This is a genomic window from Bacillus sp. FSL L8-0358, from assembly GCF_038593095.1.
GTDB classification, from domain to species: Bacteria; Bacillota; Bacilli; order Bacillales; family Bacillaceae; genus Bacillus; species Bacillus subtilis.
Genome location: NZ_CP151962.1, coordinates 1,193,262 through 1,214,035, shown reverse-complemented (window position 1 = coordinate 1,214,035; position 20,774 = coordinate 1,193,262). Strand labels below are relative to the sequence as shown.

Sequence of the window (20,774 nt, the reverse complement as noted above, 5' to 3'; positions counted from 1 at the left end):
TTATGATAAAACAGTCACAAAAGAAATAAAAATGCACCTTTGCCTAAAAAACGGCAGATCAGGCGGCTGATATCATAAAATATGACCTGTCTCATATAGTAGTAGTACAAGCGAAGGACTGAAAGCGAGGTGCCGCTTCATGGAGCATGACTATCTGATTTCTCTGCTTGTCATTGTTGGGATTGACCTGATCCTCGGCGGAGATAATGCGGTTGTCATTGCCATGGCCAGCAGACATTTGCCGGACAAGCAAAGACAGCAGGCCATTATTCTCGGAACATTTATTGCCGTTGCCATGAGAATCGGATTAACAAGTGCAGCTGTATATCTTTTGAACATTCCGTTCTTGCAGTGCGCCGGCGGAATTTTCCTGCTGTATTTAGGATATCAGCTGCTGATTGAAAAAAAAGACACGAAACACATTAAAAGCAGCACCTCCCTGTGGAGAGCGATACGAACGATTGTGCTTGCAGATCTCTTTATGTCGCTGGACAACGTCATCGCAGTTGCGGGAGCATCACACGGTGAGTTTTCTCTCGTTGTTATAGGTTTGTGTGTATCGGTTCCGGTTATTATTTGGGGCAGCAAACTCATCCATATTGCACTAGAGAAAATACCGCTTCTGATTTACGCGGGAAGCGGGCTGCTTGCTTATACTGGCGGAGAAATGATTGTCAGAGACAAAAAGCTGTCTCTTTTTATGGCGCAGCACGGCACAGTTGAAACGCTCCTCCCCATTTTGACGGTTGCGTTTGTCATTCTTGCGAGCATTTATTACCAGCAGGTTGAAAAATAATAAAAGAAGGCTGATGACTCAGCCTTCTTTTGATGATACGATCTATTAGTTTGCCAAACGCTGTGCTTCTCTTAATTGGAAAGAGCGAACTTTTCTTGGCAGGAAACGTCTGATTTCGTCTTCGTTATATCCGACCTGCAAACGTTTTTCGTCAATGATGATCGGACGGCGAAGCAAACCTGGATGCTCGTTGATCAAGCGGTACAAATCTTGCAGCGGCATAGATTCAACGTTCACATTCAGTTTTTGGAATACTTTTGAACGGGTTGAGATGATTTCATCTGTTCCATCCTCAGTCATTCGAAGAATTTGTTTTATTTCATCAATTGATAAAGGTTCAGAGAAAATGTTTCTTTCTACAAATGGAATATCGTGCTCCTCGAGCCACGCTCTCGCCTTTCTGCATGAAGTACAGCTTGGTGATGTGTATAGTGTAACCATTCATCTTCACTCCTCTAATTAGTAGGATGAACATCTATTTTATTCTTAAATTGAAATTACTCTAAAAAAGGAATCTTTACAGGTATTATACTATAAAAAAGTAAGTGTGAACAGTATCCTAAGAAAAAAATGTGTCAATCCAGCAAATTTTTAATGTTCATGATATGTTCTAATTCTCAATTAGCTTAACTGATCGAAAATATTTTTTTGTTTTTCTTCATCAATGAGTTTCAGGACTTCATCCGTTTTTTCGTACGATTCCCCGTACCATTTCTCGTCTTTATAAGTATGAATGTTTTCATATGTTTGTTTCATGGCTTCAAGAATTTCTTCTTCTGATTCTGTTTTTGGTGACCAGTACAGAATCTCCATCTTGTTTACTTCATTCGTAGCCAATGACCGGCGCCGGTACCCAATTGACTGAGCATGCTTGAAATGCTCTCTTTGATAAAACCTCAGGCGTTTTTCTGTATCAGTATCATCTTCATCCACAGGCTCCACCTCGAGCAATATGGGCTTATTTTTCTTTTTCAGCTTCGCGATCAATTTGCCGCCAAGCCCCTGCCCTCTTGCATCCTTAGACACATACAGATAATCAACGAAGATAAAAGAATCGAATTCCGCAAACATTAAAATATGATGTTTGCCTTCATCTTTATGATAAATATCGCTTCGCTCTTTCAGAAGAGCTTCCATATGCGCTTTTGATTTCATTTCTTCAATTGGAAAGTACTCGCTAAGCTTTTCATACCAGTTCATTGATTTGCTCCTTATGAGTTCGTTGTCTTCATACTTTTAGATATACCCCATTTCTTCTTGTTTAAACAGCCTTACATCTATAAAGACGTGCGAACTTCCGCCATGGTTTCATTTTTTTTCAGCAAAAACGGAGCCAGCTGCTCCGTTCATTTTGAAGTGTATCTCATTGAACTCGGTTTTCCCGCCTGTAATGAATCAGGCGGGACTGCGCCAGTGCAATCAGAAATGTCATGATATATAATGCAGCAGCCGCGATAAAAGCTATTTTCGCACCAGCAGCATCAGCCACTAGCCCCATAATGGAGTAGGTGACGCCTGACCAAGGAGTCAAAATCGCATTTTTTGCAGCCATGATTCCGATTCGTTTCTGCTCGGGAATAACCTCCTGCAGCATGGTTTCCTGGCAAATATCACGCACCTGATAAAAAGGCCCCATTGCAGCACAAGCCAGAGCGCATAAAAATGGGACTGGAGAAAACGAAAACAAAAGGGTCAGCGCCGACATTACAAGCGAGCTGAACATAATGGCATAGCCCATATTCCGCTCAAAAAAAGAAGAAAAACGAATGGCAATCACACTGCCGACAATTGCGCCTATAAAATAGGAAGCGTTAAACATCCCCCACCACACCTCTGTTTCATGCAAAACAGCCGCAGTAAATGCGAGGAGAATAGCAGATGACCATACGGAACCCGCCAAAGCTTCTATCATGTCCATTACAGTAATGTCTCTTACAATAGGGATGATCATTAAATCCTTCCATATACTTCTGGCAGATGCTGTTTCAGCAGTTCCTACAGCCTCTTCTTCATTTACATGCAGCACACTGATGGAAGCACCCGATAGAACAAACAGGCAAATGGCAGTGCCGACAACGAGTTCAAAAGGGACGGCGGACGTCAGAAGGCCTCCAAGGCCCCAGCCTGCTGTTAAGAACAATTGATTCGAGAGGGAGATCACACCATTCGCTTTTACATATTGCTTCTTTGGAACAATAATCGGCAGCAGCGCAAATCTTGCTGGCTGAAAAAAAGCGCCCGCGAAGGAAAAACAAAACACAAACAGCAGCGTAATCCAAAAGAATGCCTGTCCGTGATGAGTGACGCTGTATGCCATCAGTATTGTAAAGACCGCTCTCAGCAGATTCGCCCCCACAAGCACCTTTTTAAAACCGAGAATGCGAAGCACCGGAGAGACGCAAAAGCTTGCTGCTATACTCGCAAACGACATGAACGATAAAATAAGACCCGCCAAAAAAACGGAGTCAGTCATTTGATAGACCCGGACCATTAAAACGATTGTGACGAGGACTCCTGCTAAAGATTGAAAAGATTGAGACAGCAATAGCGCAAAAACATTTTTGTTATGCAGAAATTGAATCGTATTTCGCCTCCGCTTTTTCCTCTAATTGTAAATGTTATCATTCTCACTTTCTATGAAGACGCAAAAAAATCCTTCAAGAGATTCTTGAAGGATTGATGAATCATGAAAAAGCTTTAAATTCGGTTTCCGTGCACATCACAAAATGTCCCGGTTTGACTTCACGGAATTCCATCGTTTCCCCATCTTTTAATTGATGGACGGACGGATCATATTTCTGGCGGACGCGATTTCTCTCATAGTCCGGATCTGGAAGCGGAATCGCAGAAAGCAATGATTTTGTATACGGGTGAAGCGGATTTTCATAAAGCTCATCTGCCGGCGCAAGCTCAACCAGTTTCCCGAAATACATGACTCCAATGCGGTCACTGATGTATTTGACCATCGATAAATCGTGGGCAATAAACAGGTATGTGAGCCCTTTTTCTTTTTGCAGTTCTTTCATTAAATTCACGACCTGCGCTTGAATGGATACATCCAAAGCGGAAATCGGCTCATCCGCGATAATGAATTCCGGATCAACAGCAAGAGCTCTGGCAATCCCGATTCTTTGGCGCTGGCCGCCGGAAAATTCATGCGGATAGCGGTTCGCGTGTTCCTTGTTTAAACCAACTGTTTCCAATAGTTCATGAACCCTCTGCATCCGCTCTTTTTTTGTTTTCGCCAGCTTATGAATATCAAGGCCTTCAGCAATAATATCAGCAACTGTCATTCTCGGATTCAGGGATGCATATGGGTCTTGGAAAATCATCTGCATTTTGCGGTTGAATTCCAGCAGCTTTTTCCGCGATTTTCTCCCGTGCACATTTTCACCGTTGAACAGCACCTCACCATCGGTTGCTTCGTACAGCCGGATAATGCTTCGGCCTGTTGTCGATTTACCGCAGCCAGATTCACCAACCAGCCCTAATGTTTCACCTTTATAGATATCAAATGATAAATCATCTACAGCCTTAACCGTGCCCCTCGGCGTGACAAAGTGCTGTTTTAAATGTTTGATTTCTAATAATTTTTCAGTCAATTCATTCACCTTCTCTCACTAAGACAGGTTTTTCATACGTATTTGCCAGTTTACGCATTTTCGCTTTTACCGCTTCAGGCGGCTCTACCTTTGGCGCGTCAGGATGAAGCAGCCACGATTTTACATAATGAGTATCGGATACCTTAAACATTGGCGGCTCCTGTTCAAAATCGATTTTCATCGCATAAGAGCTCCGCAGGGCAAAAGCATCTCCTTTTGGCGGGTTTGTCAAATCAGGCGGCGTGCCCGGAATTGCAGTCAGCTCTTCCTCACCTGAACTTTCCAGTGTCGGCATGGATGCAAGAAGCCCCCAAGTGTATGGATGTCTCGGATCATAGAAGATTTCGTCTACCGTACCGGTTTCTACAATCTGTCCCGCGTACATGACAGCGACCCGGTCAGCAACGTTAGCCACAACACCAAGATCGTGTGTGATAAAGATGATGGACGTGTCAATTTTCTTTTGCAAATCCTTCATTAATTCCAAAATTTGCGCTTGAATCGTTACATCAAGAGCAGTTGTCGGCTCATCGGCGATCAGAAGCTTCGGATTCGCTGCAAGCGCCATGGCAATGACAACCCGCTGTCTCATCCCGCCTGAAAATTCATGCGGAAATTGGTTCACCCGCTTTTCCGGCATTGGGATACCGACTAATTCCAGCAGTTCAACCGCGCGTTTTTTAGCCGCTTCCTTCGAGATCTTCTCGTGCTTAAAAAGCACTTCCGTAATTTGTTTACCGACCTTCATCGTTGGATTTAAAGAGGTCATCGGATCTTGGAATATCATGCCGATCTCTTTTCCCCGGACATTTTGCATTTCTTTTTCGGACAGCGGCACCAGATCCTTTCCTTCAAACAGGATCTCACCGCGTTTGAAATAACCCGGAGGCATTGGAATCAGCTTCATAATCGCTTGAGAGGTTACACTTTTTCCGGAACCTGATTCTCCAACAATGGCCAGCGTCTCTCCTTTATCCAGATGGAAATTCACTCCGCGGATTGCCTGGACCTCTCCGCCATATGTTTTAAATGAAATTGCTAAATCTTTTACTTCTAATAGGCGTGTCACCCGTATCACTCCCTTATTTACGTAACTTAGGATCCAATGCGTCTCTTAATCCGTCACCGACAACGTTAAAACCAAACATTGTAATGCAGATAAATCCGGCAGGGAAGAATAAACGCCACGGATAATAGGTCAATGCAGGCAATCCGTCAGAAGCCATCGTTCCCCAGCTTGCCAGCGGAGCCGGAACACCAAGTCCCAAATAGCTTAAAAAGGCTTCTGTGAAAATCGCAGTAGGAACTGTCAGTGTCATCGTGACCAAAATAGAACCCATTGCGTTTGGCACGATATGTTTAAACAGAAGACGGGATGTTTTTGCACCCAGTGTCTGTGAAGCAAGCACATACTCCTGATTCTTCAGCTGCAGCACTTGTCCGCGCACGATTCTGGCCATATTAATCCAGCCTGTAATCGTCATGGCAATAATAATCGTAAATAGACCTTTCGGAAGAACAACCATCAGTAAGATAACCATTAATAATGAAGGAACTGCCCAAAGGATATCAGCGATACGCATCATGATTTCATCCGTTCTGCCTCCGCGGAAGCCTGAAATGCTCCCCCAAATGACGCCGATCAGCAAATCAAGAACAGCAGCTGCAACACCAATAAAGATTGAGATTCGCGCCCCTACCCATGTACGGACGAAAATGTCCCGTCCAAGATCATCTGTTCCGAACCAGTGATCTTTTGAAGGCGGCTTATCCGCATTTAAGAGATTAGTAGTTGAATAATCATACCTTGAGAACATCGGCGCAAAAATTGCCATAAGGATAATAAGTACGATAATGATAAGCCCGACCATTGCAAGCTTATTGCTGCGGAAGCGAAGCATCGCATCTTTCCAGAGGGAAAGGCTCTTTTTACTTATTTTTTCTGCATCGCCGGCATTCGCTGCGGCTGGTTCAAACATGTTTTTCGGAATGTTCTGCATGGCCTAGGCTCCTTTCTTTGCTTTGGAAAGCTTGATTCTTGGATCAATAATGCCGTAAAGCACGTCTACGATTAATACACACAATAGCAGGATGACACTGAAGAACACCGTTACACCCATAATGACTGTATAATCACGGTTTGTAATACTGTTTACGAAGTGTGAACCAAGACCCGGGATCCCAAAAATCGTTTCAATGATAAAACTTCCCGTTAAGACCTGGGCGGCCATCGGGCCCATGTATGTAACAACCGGCAAAAGCGCGTTTCGAATGGCGTGCCGCACTGTAACCGCTGGGCGGGAAAGCCCTTTCGCTTTCGCTGTGCGGATATAATCACTGTTTAACACTTCGATCATGCTTGAACGGGAAAGTCTGGCAATAAACGCCATCGGCATGGAAGCAAGTGCGATTGAAGGCAAAAAGGTGTATGCCCAGGAATCCCACCCCGCGACCGGAAACAGCCCAAGCTTCATGGAGAACACATATTGCAGAACAGCCGCCATGATAAAGCTCGGAACCGAAATACCAAATATCGTTAAAATCGCGACGGTATAATCCTGCCACTTATTATGGTAAAGGGCTGCAATGACCCCAAACAATACACCTAACGCTAAAGCGAGGAGAATAGCTTCTGCTCCAAGAGTAAATGAAACGGGGAAACCTGAACTGATCAGGTCGTTAACACTCTGACCTTTATATTTAAATGACGGTCCGAAATCCCACATTGCAACTGATTTCAAATAACTTACATATTGTACAAACAACGGCTTGTCCAAGCCATAATGCGCATTTAAATTTGCTTCAATTTCAGGCGGAAGCTTTTTCTCACCTGAAAATGGCCCGCCCGGTGCTGCTTGCATTAAGAAGAATGTCACAGTTACAATCACAAATAGTGTGATAATCATATAGACTAAGCGTCTTCCGATATATTTTAGCAAGGGGGAACACCTCCATGGTTTTTACATTTTTATACTCCATCAGTAAGAAAGGTATATGGGGCTTTTCTCCCCATATACCTTGAGGTCTTTTATTTTCAGACGTAGCCTTATTTAAAATATGCGTTTCTGAAATAAACCTCACCAGTACCTGGCATAATAACACCTTTTAGGTTTTCATCCTGTACCCAAGTATCAGTATAGAAATAGATTGGAGCAACCGGCATTTCATCAATGAAAATACCTTCTGCTTTTTTCAGCAGCTCTGCACGTTTTGTTTTATCTGTTTCAGTTTGTGACTGATTCAGAAGCTTTTTGAATTCTGGATTTTCCCAGCCTGTATCGTTATTTCCTCCGTTTTTGTCACGGAACAATTCAAGGAAGTTGATAGGATCATTGAAGTCGCCGAGCCAGCCCATACGGCCGATTTGATAATCTTGGCTGTGGAGCTTATCAATATAGACATTCCACTCTGAGTTATCAAGCTCAACATCAACGCCTAAATTTTTCTTCCACATTTCTTGTACTGCTTGAGCGATTTTCGCGTGTGCGTCATCAGTGTTGTAAGACAATTTGATTTTTGGCAAATCAGATGCCTTGCTTAAGCCCATTTCTTTCAGGCCTTTATCAAGGTATTCTTTTGCTGTTTTGACATCATTGTCTTTGAAGTATCCTTCTTTGTTATCCTCAAATCCCTTCATTGTAGGCGGCACTGCAGCCATTGCCGGGATTTGCTCTCCTTGCGTAACGTTTTTAACAATCGACTGACGGTCAAGCGAATATGTTAAAGCTTTACGGATATTTACGTTGTCTAATGGCTTAGCTTCAGTGTTGAATTTGTACCAATACACACCTGCAATCGGCTCAACATGTAAAGAACCGTCTTTTTTCAGGGTCGGCAGGGATTCTGTTGGAAGCTGTCCGAGCGGCATACCGGCCCAATCAAGTTCGCCAGCTTGGAATTTTTTCAGTTCCGTATTGTTATTGTTGATCATAACCATATCGATTTTCTTCAGTTTGACTTTGTCTTTATCCCAATACTGGTCATTTTTTTCGAGAGTAATAGAACCGCTGTGTTTCCATGCCGTCATTTTGAACGGCCCGTTTGATACATAATCATCTCCGGCATTTGTATTCCACTTTTTATTTTTCTCTGCAATTTTCTTGTTGATCGGCATATACGTATAGAACGCAGTTAATTCAGTGAAATATGGAGTCGGGTTATTTAATTCAACCTTCAGCGTTTTGTCATTCACAGCTTTTACTGCCACATCATCTAGGCTGCCTTTGCCGGTATTCGCCGCTTCAGCACCTTTTATGTAGTAGAACTGGTAAGCGTATTGTGATTCGTTATTAGGATCAAGCGCCCATTTCCAAGCATATTCAAAATCTTGTGCTGTTACAGGGTCTCCATTAGACCATTTCACACCATCACGAATGGTAAATGTATATGTCTTTCCGTCCTTGCTCGTTTCAATTTTAGAAGCCATGCCTTCTTCAGGCTCACCATCTGCATTGATACGTGTCAATCCTTCAAAAGTCTGACGGATGACACCGCCTGATACTGAATCATTTGCCAATCCCGGATGTAAGGAGAACGGCTCAGTTTTAATATTAATGTTAAGTGTCGTCTTTCCTTTACTGTCCTTTTTCCCTTCACCGTTTGATCCGCTGCCGCCAAAGCCGCACGCGCTCAGCACGAGAGTGAAAATGAGCATCAACGTGACAATCGACCAACGTTTTTTCATATTCGCAAACCCCCTAATAATAATTTTCAGCTCCTTACGGCTAAATCCTCAGAAATATCAGACAAATGAACCTGAGTTTCCACAACTTTTATTCTGTTCCGTCTTTTCTGATTATTTTTGTAAAAAAGCTGTAACAATAGAGTGAACAAGTTCATTATAATGAAACAAATAATTTATTGCAATATTATTTTATCAATTTAAAATATTTAAACTTCGTTAGTTTTTCTTCCATGAACATAATATCCTTCTACCATTTAAAGCATAAATTGATTAAAAACTTTTTCATGTGTTTTCTGCCCATATTGCTTTTTACATATAATATCTGCCTGTTTTTACGCTGATAGCAGTTATCATTTAAGGATTTTACAACACGCGTGTTATTTATATTATTACAATTTTACTGGAAAAAAGAATGTTTTTTCATGATGACAATTGGTTATAATTGATTTATAATGAAGCAATCAAAAGAAAAGCTTGCTATGAAAAAGAGTAGTACACATTTCACCTGTTTGAAGAGAGTCTGCGGTGCTGGGAGCAGATAACGGGCAATGTGGAATGGACTTTGGAGCAGCTGACCGAACTGGAAAAAAGTAGGCTCAGCCGGAGCAGTCTCCGTTACAAACGTCAGAGTGATTCCATTTTAATGGAATAATCAGGGTGGTACCACGGTTCATTCGTCCCTTTTTTACAGGGGATGAATGAGCCTTTTTTATTATGTTTTAAGAAATGAGGTTGATGTTTTCATGAAACAAACGATTTTTTCAGGCATTCAGCCAAGCGGCTCAGTGACGCTCGGCAACTATATCGGTGCAATGAAGCAGTTTGTCGAACTGCAGCATGATTATAACAGCTATTTTTGCATCGTGGACCAGCATGCGATAACTGTTCCTCAAGACCGGCTAGAGCTTAGAAAGAATATCCGCAATCTCGCAGCGCTTTACTTAGCTGTCGGACTTGATCCAGAAAAAGCAACATTGTTTATTCAATCAGAGGTCCCCGCGCATGCGCAGGCCGGATGGATGATGCAGTGTGTCGCATATATCGGCGAGCTTGAGCGGATGACTCAATTTAAGGACAAATCCAAAGGCAATGAAGCTGTCGTCTCCGGCCTGTTAACATATCCGCCGCTGATGGCCGCTGATATTCTGCTGTACGGAACGGATCTTGTACCTGTCGGCGAGGATCAAAAGCAGCACCTTGAGCTGACGCGGAATCTTGCAGAACGATTCAACAAAAAATACAACGACATCTTTACGATTCCGGAAGTGAAAATTCCAAAAGTCGGTGCACGTATCATGTCTCTGAATGATCCGCTGAAGAAAATGAGCAAATCTGATCCGAATCAGAAAGCTTATATTACCCTGCTGGATGAACCGAAGCTTCTTGAAAAGAAAATCAAAAGCGCTGTGACAGATTCTGAAGGCATTGTGAAATTTGATAAAGAAAACAAACCGGGCGTTTCCAACCTTCTTACGATTTATTCAATCCTCGGCAATACGACAATTGAAGAGCTTGAAGCAAAGTACGAAGGAAAAGGCTACGGCGAGTTTAAAGGTGATTTGGCAGAAGTCGTGGTGAACGCATTAAAACCGATCCAGGACCGCTATTATGAGCTGATAGAATCTGAAGAATTAGACCGGATTCTTGATGAAGGCGCGGAACGAGCGAACCGGACAGCAAACAAAATGCTGAAAAAAATGGAGAATGCCATGGGTCTTGGAAGAAAAAGACGCTAATCAAAAAACCGCTCTTTGCAAAGAGCGGTTTTTTTCAGTTTACCTTTGATTCGTTTTCCATTTCCCAAAGCTTTTCGAAAAAAGGCTGACCTTTTATTAGGTTTTCGCAAAAAGCTAGGTGCTTGTCCGACCAGCCTTCAATTGTTTCGTTATACAGCATGTCCCAAATCTCTTCAAAGCTCATCCTTTTGATTTGTTCATACATATGCGGATTCCACTCTGTGTACCAGTAGCCGATTTCAGCCCGGTTTTTCAGCCCTTTTAATTGGTCAAGCGCCATAAACATCAGCTGCTTGATTTGCCGTTCTTTTCTAGTCAGTCCTCTGACATGTTCTGGTGCTAATGATAAGATGTGATATTCCTTGGAGGATTCCAGCTTCTTTGGCTCAAATTCATATGTTTCAGGCTCTACATCTTTCACCATGTCATAAACGAGCTGCTCCTGTCTTGGGATCAGACGGCTTTTTCTGACAGGGATCGTGTAGCCGATCGTGTCGACAGCTAAAATGCCGATTCCGTCTGTTACGACAAAACAATACTCAAGCTTTGTCCGCTCATGATTTTTCCGAATGTACGATTTCTGATGTACGTCTTCAAGCAAACCTTTCGGAAGCTCTGACAAATCGTTTTCTATGTAATGAAACAGTACTGACGGCACCCTTAGCAGCGGCACCTGATCCAAAAGCTCAACCGTATCTTCCTTGCGCCATTCGTGAAAGTGGCATACATTGTAGCCATTTTCTTCCCCTTCAAACCAATTGACCCACACATCATGAAGAAATAACATCTCTAACCCCTCACTTTTATAAAAACTGTTGTCCACAGTATAGGCAAGGGATAGAGAAATTATTCCAAAGAGATTGAGGAAATCTGGAATCACTAGTTTTATGTAAGAATCACAAAAAGCAGATCTCTTTGTATATTTTCTGACAAAAGGAGACCTGCTTTTTTTCTGATTTGGTGATATTTTATAACAGATATGATATTCATTTTTATTTAATATTTTTCGGGTCAAGCGCATCCCGCAGGCCATCACCGACAAAGTTGAAGCATAAAACGGTCATTAAAATAAATAGCCCGGGAAATAACGGGTACCACCATGCTTGAATCATTAATGTAAAGTTTTGAGCATCCTGAAGCATGTTTCCCCAGCTAGCGATTGGCGGCTGGATACCGAAACCCAAATAGCTTAGCGTTGATTCAGCTAGAATGACACTGCCTACTTTTAGAGTAGCGGAGACAATAATTGGTCCAATACAATTCGGTAATATATGCGAAAAAATAATTTTGTGATTTTTTGTGCCTATTGTTTTAGCAGCCAATACAAATTCCCTTGACCTTAGAGATAAAAACTCACCTCTGACTAGTCTCGCTGTTGTAGTCCAACCCGTCAAAGAAAAAATCAAAATTAACTTATCCATTCCGGGTTGAAAAATTGTAACCAAGGTAATAAGCAGAAAAATATCAGGAATAGATAAGACTACGTCGACAGCCCTCATTAATACAGCATCTACTATTCCTTTAAAGTACCCTGCTACAGCTCCAACAACCGTACCTATAGTAATCGCACCAATTACTGAAGCAAAACCGACTAATAAAGACACACGAGCTCCATATAACACCCTTGTAAATATATCTCGCCCAAATTTATCCGTTCCCATTAGATTTTTAGGGCTTGGCGGCTTCAGTTTGTTTAAAAGTGATTGACTCTCAGGTGAGTAAGGCGCAATAAAAGGGGCAAAGACTGCCATTAAAATAATAACTGTTAATATGATACCCCCAACAACAGCAAGCTTATTTTTGAAAAATTTCTCAAAAAAGATCCTAGTCATTGTTTCTGGTTTTTTTCTAATATTTTCTTTTAGCTTTACCTCATTAGAGGGAGCCGCAGTGTTTGGATGTGCCATATGTGTCTCCCCCTTTTAATATTCAATTCTCGGATCAACTAATGCATACAAAATATCTGCAATCAAGTTCCCCAGTACAACCAAAACAGCAGAAATTACAGTCATGGCCATAATAACCGGATAATCTCGAGAGAATGCCGAATCAATAAATAACTTCCCTAATCCCGGCCAAGTAAAAATCTGTTCAACTACTACAGCACCGCCAATAAATGAAGGGATCATCAATCCGAAAATTGTAATAACAGGCAGAAGGCCATTTCTCAATCCGTGTTTGAAAATAACTTTATTTTCCTTAAAACCTTTTGCACGAGCTGTTCTAATATAATCCTGTTTTAATACATCGAGCATACTAGATCGAGTATAACGAGTAATACCTGCCATATCAGCAGTTGCTAAAACAAACGCAGGTAAAATTAAATGATGGAGCCTGTCAATAATGCTAAAGTCAGCGTTTAAAGTGCTGACACCCCCCGTAGGAAACCAGCCGAGATTTACGGAAAGAACCATTATAAGAATTAATCCGAACCAGAAATTTGGTATTGCCAGCCCTAAAAATGACGTGACAGTTATACCATAGTCAAGCTTAGAATAAGGGCGTTTTGCAGAAAGAACACCGAAGGGAATTGAAATCAGAAGAGCAACAAGAGTTGAAAAAACCATAAGCACCAGAGTATTCGGTAAACGTGAAAGGATTAGATCGGAAACTGGTGTCCCCTTTTTTACAATAGATGTCCCAAAGTCGCCTTGGAGCATATTTCCTAGCCATTTTAAGTATTGAACAGGTTCTGGATCATTGAGCCCGTACTTTTCAATAAATTTCGCTCTGTCAGCTTGGCTGATTGTCGGATCCATCATAAGTGACATCGGGTCACCTGGCGCCGCTTTCATTATCGCAAATGATAAAATTGTAATGCCCAAAAGAATTGGCAGAGACATTAATGTTCGACGAACAATATATGTAACCATATTCTTGTCCCCTTTTCTAAAATAGGATAAAGAGGAAAGGATGCTTGCTTGATCCTCCCCTCTCTAGGGATTTAATTATTATTGTTCAAGCCACCATTTTTCAATATGATATAAGTCATTTTTCGGATGGAATACATATCCATTCATGTTTGTCGGGATTGCCCTATGATAATTGTAATAAAACAGGAATGAATAAGGCTGATCCTCAGCAATCAATTTATAGATTTCTTCATATTTTTTCTGATATTCTTTTCTATCTGTAATAGACTTAGCTTCTTCTAAAAGTTTATCGACTTTAGGATTCTTATACCATATGTTGTTTAATCCGTTCTTAGATTGACTGGAGTGGAAAATCGAAAATTGATCTGGGAATGTAGCCAAGCTCCAACCGAGCAGTAGTGCATCATAATCCCAATTCGGTGCGCTTGTTTGTTCAATAAGAGCACTAAATTCTACAATTTGCGGTTTTGCTTCAATTCCTACTTCTTTAAGTTGCTGCTGAACAACAACTGCTAAATCCTCCCGAATCTTATTACCCTGGTTAGTTTTAATGGTAAATGAAAATTTCTTTCCGTCCTTATCAAGGTAACCGTCTCCATCTGTATCTTTCCATCCTGCTTCTTCCAAGAGCTTTTTAGCCTTTTTAGGATTGTAATCAAATGTAGGTACATCACCTTTTGGATAGTTCCAAGAAAGCGGACTTTCAGGAACATTTGCAACTTTACCATCACCGTTTAACACCTGATCTACCATTGCTTTTCGATCAAGTGCATACGTAAGAGCTTGGCGGACTTTTTTGTCTTTAAATAATTCATTTTTTTCATTCCATCCAATATAGCTATAGTTCAAACCAAGATCTGATTTAACTTGCACATTATCAAATGTTTTAACTGTCTCAAAGTCTGTGCCTGGTACAACAAAGAAGTCAATATCTCCAGCTTTTAATTGAGCAACAGCTGCATTAGAATCAGGAATCGTCTTAACTGTCACTGTATCTAAATACGGTCTTCCGCCATAATAGTCATCATTTGCTTCAAGTTTTACATAATCGCCCTTCTTCCATTCAACAAACTTGAATGGACCCGAACCAATTGGATTCTTCCTGTTAAATTCATTTTCTCCTAAATCTGCAACTGGTACTTTCCCTAAAATGTGTTTAGGCAGAATACCGTAACTGTCTAAAACAACATTGTAAAAATACGCATCCTTTTTCTTTAATTTAAATTCAACTTCATAATCACCTTTTTTTGTAACAGATTTTAGTGATTCAAAACCAGAACCCCGTTCACCATTATAGTCCTTGTTTAAAGGGATGCTATAAGTGAAAACAACGTCATCGGCTGTAAGTTCTTTTCCATCATGGAATTTTACACCTTTTCTAATTTTGACATCATAAGTCAGGCCATCTTTGGATTCCGTTACTTTCTCAGCTAAAGCAGGTTTCACATTTAGTTTTTCATCCGTTTCTAATAATGTACTATAGATCATCCCTTCAATATCTGAACTGGAAACGTCTGTAGAATAGAGTGGATTAAACAACGTTGGCTCCCCAGTTGAACCAACAACCAAATCCCCGCCTTGCTGCGGTTTGCCTGTGGATTTTTTCTCGCTGCTGTTGCTTGATTTTGATCCCGAGCAGGCTGATAAAAAAATGGCCAGAACCATCAATACACTTAGCATCATCAGTGCGGTTTTCCGTCTTTTCATTAGATATTCCCCCTCTTGAAATGTTCGTTCCTCTCAGCTGTTGTTTATGTAGTGTGCATACCCCCTCTCAAAGCTGTGCGGGCAACATTAGCTATAAAGGTGACAAGCCACAAAGTGGCTGGGAGCAGCTTCTTTAAATTCTGGTATTTGTTCCTTGCATATCGGTTTTGCAACAGGACATCTTGTGTGGAATACGCAGCCTTTTGGCGGGTTGGCCGGACTAGGCAGTTCTCCCTTCAGGACAATGCGTTCACGTTTGACAGATCCTCTTTTTCTTGTAACTGGAACGGAGGATAAAAGCGCTTGGGTATATGGGTGAAGCGGGTTGTCATAAAGCTCATGCTTGCCGGTCAGCTCCATCATTTTGCCAAGATACATTACTCCGACTCTGTCGCTGATATGGCGTACGACACTCAGATCATGAGAGATAAATAGATACGTAAGATTAAATTCTTCCTGTAATTCCTCCATCAAGTTAATCACTTGGGCCTGAATAGATACATCAAGTGCGGAAACCGGCTCATCTGCAATGATCAGCTCTGGATTCAAAGTGAGTGCTCTGGCAATGCCGATCCGCTGACGCTGGCCGCCTGAAAACTCATGAGGATAACGGCTGGCAAACGACGGGTGAAGCCCTACTCTTGCAAGCAGCTCTTCAACTTTTTCGTTTCGTTCACGCATGGTATACATGTTGTGCGTATTAAACGGCTCCTTTATGATGGAACGCAGGGTCTTTCTCGGGTTTAACGAAGCAAATGGATCTTGGAAAACCATTTGAATATTTTTGCGGACATTCTTCCGCAGCTTCTCCTCTGACAGATTGGAAATATCCTGCCCTTTAAAAAGAATTTGGCCCTCTGTCGGTTTGTACAGTCTGATCATCGTTCTGCCGGCAGTCGATTTTCCGCAGCCCGACTCTCCAACGATTCCGAGTGTTTCTCCTTTTTTTAACGAAAATGAAACACCATCCACCGCTTTTACATCACCGACTTTTCTTTGAAAAAGGCCTGACCGGATCGGAAAGTATTTTTTTACGTCACGAAGCTCTAAGATTGTTTCTTGATTAGCTGCTGTCATGATTGTTCGGCACCCTCTTCCTCATATAAAAAGCATCTCACCGTTCTTCCGCTTTTGTGTGTCAAAAGCGAAGGCTGATTTGTCCAGCACTTATCCATAGCTTTCGGGCACCTTGGGGCAAAACGGCATCCCGGCGGCAGATTATCCGGTGTAGGCACACTGCCTTTAATCGCATTTAATTTATCAATCTCTCCATCTATAACAGGAATTGACGTAAGCAGGCCTTCTGTATACGGATGAAGCGGTTTTAAAAATAAGTCATCAACGGTAGCGTTTTCTACGACTTGTCCGCAGTACATGACAATTACTCTATCGGCAGCCTCAGACACGACACCTAAGTCGTGTGTGATGAGAAGAATCGATGTATTGAACTTCTGACAGAGATCTTTCATGAGCTCCAGCACCTGGGCTTGTATTGTCACATCCAGCGCTGTCGTTGGTTCATCGGCAATGAGCAGTTTAGGATTACAGCTCAGTGCGATGGCAATCATCACCCTCTGTCTCATACCGCCGGACAGCCGATGCGGGTACTCCTTCATAATTTGCTCCGCCCGGGAGAAACCGACCATCTGCAAGAGTTCAACAGCTCGTTGATGGGCTTCTTTTTTCTTCATGTTTTTATGGTAAATCAGCACTTCGGTAATTTGTTCTCCGATTGTTAACACCGGATTAAGGGAGGTCATTGGTTCCTGAAAGATCATGGATACTTCGTTACCGCGGATTTTGCAATAATCGTTTTCAGTGAATGAGGTGAGGTCTTTGTCTTCGAGTTTAATAGAGCCGTCCATGATTTTTCCGCCTGAGCTTTGGACGAGGCCCATAATTGATAAAGAAGTAATGCTTTTTCCGGAGCCCGATTCACCTACAAGCGCGACGGTTTCGCCTTTGCTGATGTGAAAATCGACTCCGTCAACCGCAGGGATCGGCTCCTTTTTCCTGAAAAAATAAGTCTTTAAATTATTCACTTCTAAAAGTGTGCTCATGCTAGCTCCCCTTTCCCCCCTCTTGTCGTCAAACGTTTTCAAGAGAAAGCAATCCCCTTATTCAGAAATAATAAATAATATTGAATTATCGAAAAATTTTATAGTTGTATATTATTACAATCATTTTGCAAAATCAAGAATTTTTTAGGATAAATGTAATATTATTAATGAAATTCCATTATTTTATCCTTTTAAAGCATTGCATCCAAAAAGGTTTCAGCAGGAATGGACAGTCCGTCTGCGGCGCTTGCCTTGCTGGCGGTTAAATATTTTTTTACAATATTGAATCCAACTGCGTATCCAAGCATTTTCGGCTGATATCCTTTGCCGAATAACAGCTGGGGAAATAATCGATTATCCCGTTTGATATCCCGATGGGGCGCAATCTTTTTTTCATATAAAGACTGAAGCTGTTCCGGTGTATACCAAGTCGTCCATTCAGCCGTTTGACTTCGGCCGAACCTCTCATAAACAGCATATTCCGCCAGCCCTTCCATGATGATTGTATCAAGTAATGTGACATCCTTTTCCTCTTTTGTCAGATGACCTAACCGGCAAACGTGATGATACTCATGCGTCATAAGGGCAGATACCGACCCAAAATCTAAATCTGACGAAAGAAAAAGAAACATTTTGTCTTGAAAGGCGAGTCCTGATTTTGATCCGAATTCTAAACGGATTCTCCTGTTTCGTTCATCAACCGGCAGCGTGACAATTGGTACATCAGGACCTTGCCATTTGTTTTTGAGGTACTGTTCTTCCTTTTGGATATGTCCGTAAAAACCTTTTTCCTTCAGCTTGGAAACAGTCTGAATACCCTCTTTTATGTTTTTAAACATCCCATGATGCTGAAGATGCCCCAGAATGCCCTTCCAGTTCTTTTTCTCCGCACCTGAAAAAAGCGGGATAATGTAATGCGCCAAATCATCTATTGAATCAGCCTTCCTGAGCCAGCTATATGTTTGTTCTACACTCATGTGATCGCCTCCTCTTTTAATCCTATGCACACAAAAAAAACCGGCTACCCTTTAAGGGCAGCCGGTTTGGCTTAATTATGATTGATATTTCTTAAAGATTAATGTTGCGTTGTGTCCGCCGAATCCTAATGAGTTGCTGAGAACATAATTAAGTTCCTGTCTGCGGGCTTCATCAGGCACATAATCCAAATCACATTCTTCGTCAGGTGTTTGAATATTGATTGTCGGCGGAATCACGCCTTCTTTAATGGCCAGGATAGAGAAAATGGCTTCAATACCGCCGGCTGCTCCTAAGAGGTGGCCTGTCATCGATTTTGTAGAGCTTACCGCAAGTTTATGCGCATGCTCACCGAAAACGGTCTTAATCGCCATTGTTTCGTATTTGTCGTTGTAATACGTGCTTGTCCCGTGAGCATTGATGTAATCAATTTCCTCAGGTGCAATGCCTGCATCTTTAATGGCTTCTTGCATCGCTCTCGCTCCGCCTTCACCGTCTTGGGCCGGTGCTGTGATATGATAAGCGTCTCCGGTTGAGCCGTAGCCGACAATTTCTCCGTAAATTTTAGCGCCGCGGGCCAGGGCATGCTCAAGTTCTTCAAGAACGATAATCCCTGCACCTTCCCCCATGACAAAGCCATCACGGTTTTTATCAAACGGGCGACTCGCTGTTTTCGGATCTGGATTAGTAGACAGCGCTTTGTTGGCACTAAAGCCGGCGAATGACATTCTTGTCAGCGGCGCTTCTGTTCCGCCTGTGACCATCACGTCTGCATCACCACGCTGAATAACCTTAAACGCGTCACCGATGGAGTTCGTTCCTGTAGCACATGCTGTAACCGTACAAGAGTTCACCCCTTTTGCTCCTAATGCAATAGAAATCTGGCCTGTCGCCATGTCAGGAATCATCATTGGCACGAAAAACGGGCTTACCCGCCTTGGGCCTTTTGTTAAGAAGATTTCAAATTGAGACTCTAGTGTTTCAAGTCCTCCGATACCGGAGCCTACCCAAACACCGACTCTCGGCGCGATTTCATCGGTAATGTTAAGATCTGCATCTTCAACCGCCATTTTCGCAGCCACAACCGCATATTGTGTAAAGCGGTCCATTTTTCTGGCTTCTTTTTTATCCATATAATCTTCAACATTAAAATCTTTTAATTCAGCGGCAACTTTTGCCGGATATTCTTCAGCGTCAACACGAGTGATCGGACCGATTCCGGACACACCGTTGATTGCGTTATTCCAACTTGTATCGACGTCGTTGCCAAGTGGAGATAATGCTCCAAGTCCTGTAACAACTACTCTTTTTTTAGTCATCTTGTGTGCACCTCACCTTTTTTTATCGGCCCCAGCGGATAGCAATGGCGCCCCATGTTAGTCCTCCGCCGAACCCTACCATAACGACCACATCGCCGTCTTTGATTTTACCGGCTTCCAATTCTTCTACAAGAGAGATCGGAATGGATGCGGCAGAAGTATTTCCATATTTATGAACAGTTTTAGACATCTTTTCGACAGGAAGCTCTAAACGCTCGCGAGCAGCTTCCATGATACGGATGTTCGCCTGATGCGGAATCAAAAAGTCGACATCCTCTTTTGAAAGTCCGGCTTTTTCAATGACATTTACGCATGATTCTCCCATTTGGCGGACTGCAAATTTGAAAACTTCTCGTCCATTCATGATTGTATGTCGTTTTTCATTCAGATACAAGTGCTGACCGCCTGTGCCGTCGGCTCCTAGTTCAAATGAAAGGATTCCTCTGTCATCACTGACTGGTCCGACTACCGCAGCGCCTGCTCCGTCTCCAAACAGAACGGCTGTATTGCGGTCTTCCCAGTCGGTAATGCTTGAGAGCTTCTCTACACCGACAACTAGAACATGCTTGTAGGTTCCGGATTCAATAAATTGTTTACCGGTTACAACCCCGTACATGAAGCCCGCACAAGCCGCGCTGATATCCATAGCACACGCTTTCTTCGCGCCGAGCTGTTCTTGAATCATACAAGAGACCGTAGGAAATGACTGATCAGGTGTAACAGTTGCAACCAAGATCATATCCAGATCCTCAGCAGCCACTTCAGCTTGTTCCAGCGCATTTTTCGCTGCAGCAAGAGCCATATGTGATGAAAACACATCATCTGCTGCGATTCTTCTTTCTTCTATTCCTGTTCTTGTACGAATCCACTCGTCAGAAGTTTCAACCATTTTTTCAAGATCATGATTTGTTAAAACCTTCTCAGGAATGTAACGTCCAACACCAAGTATTCCAGCTTTCATAAGGGAAGACTCCTTTATATCTTAAATTTAGAAGATCAATCAGGTTGTGATCAATTATTAG

General features: G+C 42.3%; 19 protein-coding genes and 1 other annotated feature. Of the genes, 2 read left to right on the top strand and 17 right to left on the bottom strand.

Annotated features, from left to right (window positions below):
* Positions 1–139: 139 nt before the first annotated feature.
* A complete protein-coding gene (locus tag NYE49_RS06255; protein WP_003232944.1) occupies positions 140–796 on the top strand; it encodes a TerC family protein in 657 nt (218 codons plus the stop codon).
* A gap of 45 nt (positions 797–841) precedes the next feature.
* Here NYE49_RS06255 and spx read toward each other — a convergent pair whose 3' ends face one another.
* The 8 genes from spx to oppA all read right to left on the bottom strand — a co-directional run bounded on the left by spx (position 842) and on the right by oppA (position 9,082).
* Positions 842–1,237 carry a transcriptional regulator Spx gene (spx, locus tag NYE49_RS06250; RefSeq protein ID WP_014476435.1) on the bottom strand — a complete coding sequence of 132 codons (396 nt, stop codon included), beginning with the start codon at positions 1,235–1,237 and terminating at the stop codon, positions 842–844.
* 180 nt (positions 1,238–1,417) lie between these two features.
* Positions 1,418–1,996: a GNAT family N-acetyltransferase gene (locus tag NYE49_RS06245; RefSeq protein WP_003224597.1), complete on the bottom strand. Its 579-nt coding sequence runs from the start codon at positions 1,994–1,996 to the stop codon at positions 1,418–1,420.
* A 163-nt stretch (positions 1,997–2,159) separates the two neighbouring features.
* A complete protein-coding gene (locus NYE49_RS06240; protein WP_080344185.1) occupies positions 2,160–3,377 on the bottom strand; it encodes an MFS transporter in 1,218 nt (405 codons plus the stop codon).
* A gap of 103 nt (positions 3,378–3,480) precedes the next feature.
* Positions 3,481–4,398: an oligopeptide ABC transporter ATP-binding protein OppF gene (gene oppF / locus NYE49_RS06235; RefSeq protein WP_047182432.1), complete on the bottom strand. Its 918-nt coding sequence runs from the start codon at positions 4,396–4,398 to the stop codon at positions 3,481–3,483.
* Between the two features lies 1 nt (position 4,399).
* Positions 4,400–5,476 (bottom strand): oligopeptide ABC transporter ATP-binding protein OppD, encoded by a 1,077-nt coding sequence (oppD, locus tag NYE49_RS06230; RefSeq protein ID WP_077670618.1) that lies wholly within the window; start codon positions 5,474–5,476, stop codon positions 4,400–4,402.
* Positions 5,477–5,480: 4 nt separating this feature from the next.
* Positions 5,481–6,398, bottom strand: coding sequence for an oligopeptide ABC transporter permease OppC (gene oppC / locus NYE49_RS06225; RefSeq protein ID WP_003232954.1), 918 nt, complete (start codon positions 6,396–6,398; stop codon positions 5,481–5,483).
* Between the two features lie 3 nt (positions 6,399–6,401).
* Entirely contained in the window at positions 6,402–7,337 is a 936-nt protein-coding gene (gene oppB / locus NYE49_RS06220) for an oligopeptide ABC transporter permease OppB (protein ID WP_047182431.1), read from the bottom strand.
* A 107-nt stretch (positions 7,338–7,444) separates the two neighbouring features.
* Positions 7,445–9,082, bottom strand: a complete 1,638-nt coding sequence (gene oppA, locus NYE49_RS06215) for an oligopeptide ABC transporter substrate-binding protein OppA (RefSeq protein WP_047182430.1) — start codon at positions 9,080–9,082, stop codon at positions 7,445–7,447.
* A 470-nt stretch (positions 9,083–9,552) separates the two neighbouring features.
* Positions 9,553–9,767: a binding site (T-box leader), on the top strand.
* 58 nt (positions 9,768–9,825) lie between these two features.
* Between oppA and trpS the strand changes: the two genes are divergently transcribed.
* Positions 9,826–10,818, top strand: coding sequence for a tryptophan--tRNA ligase (gene trpS, locus NYE49_RS06210; RefSeq protein WP_015483084.1), 993 nt, complete (start codon positions 9,826–9,828; stop codon positions 10,816–10,818).
* A 34-nt stretch (positions 10,819–10,852) separates the two neighbouring features.
* On the opposite strand, the gene NYE49_RS06205 is transcribed toward trpS, so the two are convergent.
* From NYE49_RS06205 to fabH, 9 genes are all read right to left on the bottom strand, one after another.
* Positions 10,853–11,605, bottom strand: a complete 753-nt coding sequence (locus tag NYE49_RS06205) for a YjbA family protein (RefSeq protein ID WP_047182429.1) — start codon at positions 11,603–11,605, stop codon at positions 10,853–10,855.
* A gap of 205 nt (positions 11,606–11,810) precedes the next feature.
* Entirely contained in the window at positions 11,811–12,725 is a 915-nt protein-coding gene (gene opp4C, locus NYE49_RS06200) for an oligopeptide ABC transporter permease (RefSeq protein WP_015383348.1), read from the bottom strand.
* 15 nt (positions 12,726–12,740) lie between these two features.
* Positions 12,741–13,691 carry an ABC transporter permease gene (locus NYE49_RS06195; RefSeq protein ID WP_041056500.1) on the bottom strand — a complete coding sequence of 317 codons (951 nt, stop codon included), beginning with the start codon at positions 13,689–13,691 and terminating at the stop codon, positions 12,741–12,743.
* 78 nt (positions 13,692–13,769) lie between these two features.
* On the bottom strand, positions 13,770–15,398 hold the full coding sequence (locus NYE49_RS06190; RefSeq protein ID WP_015383346.1) for a peptide-binding protein: 1,629 nt from the start codon (positions 15,396–15,398) through the stop codon (positions 13,770–13,772).
* A gap of 87 nt (positions 15,399–15,485) precedes the next feature.
* Positions 15,486–16,475 (bottom strand): oligopeptide ABC transporter ATP-binding protein AppF, encoded by a 990-nt coding sequence (gene appF, locus NYE49_RS06185; protein ID WP_047182428.1) that lies wholly within the window; start codon positions 16,473–16,475, stop codon positions 15,486–15,488.
* The gene (gene appD / locus NYE49_RS06180; RefSeq protein WP_047182427.1) at positions 16,472–17,458 is read right to left on the bottom strand and encodes an oligopeptide ABC transporter ATP-binding protein AppD; all 987 of its coding nucleotides are present in this window, start codon (positions 17,456–17,458) and stop codon (positions 16,472–16,474) included. Before appD ends, appF begins: the two co-directional genes overlap by 4 nt.
* 191 nt (positions 17,459–17,649) lie before the next feature.
* On the bottom strand, positions 17,650–18,435 hold the full coding sequence (locus NYE49_RS06175; RefSeq protein WP_015383343.1) for a DUF2268 domain-containing protein: 786 nt from the start codon (positions 18,433–18,435) through the stop codon (positions 17,650–17,652).
* Positions 18,436–18,510: 75 nt separating this feature from the next.
* Positions 18,511–19,752 (bottom strand): beta-ketoacyl-ACP synthase II, encoded by a 1,242-nt coding sequence (gene fabF, locus NYE49_RS06170; RefSeq protein WP_003244890.1) that lies wholly within the window; start codon positions 19,750–19,752, stop codon positions 18,511–18,513.
* 22 nt (positions 19,753–19,774) lie between these two features.
* Positions 19,775–20,713 carry a beta-ketoacyl-ACP synthase III gene (fabH, locus tag NYE49_RS06165; RefSeq protein ID WP_015483083.1) on the bottom strand — a complete coding sequence of 313 codons (939 nt, stop codon included), beginning with the start codon at positions 20,711–20,713 and terminating at the stop codon, positions 19,775–19,777.
* Between the last annotated feature and the right edge of the window lie 61 nt (positions 20,714–20,774).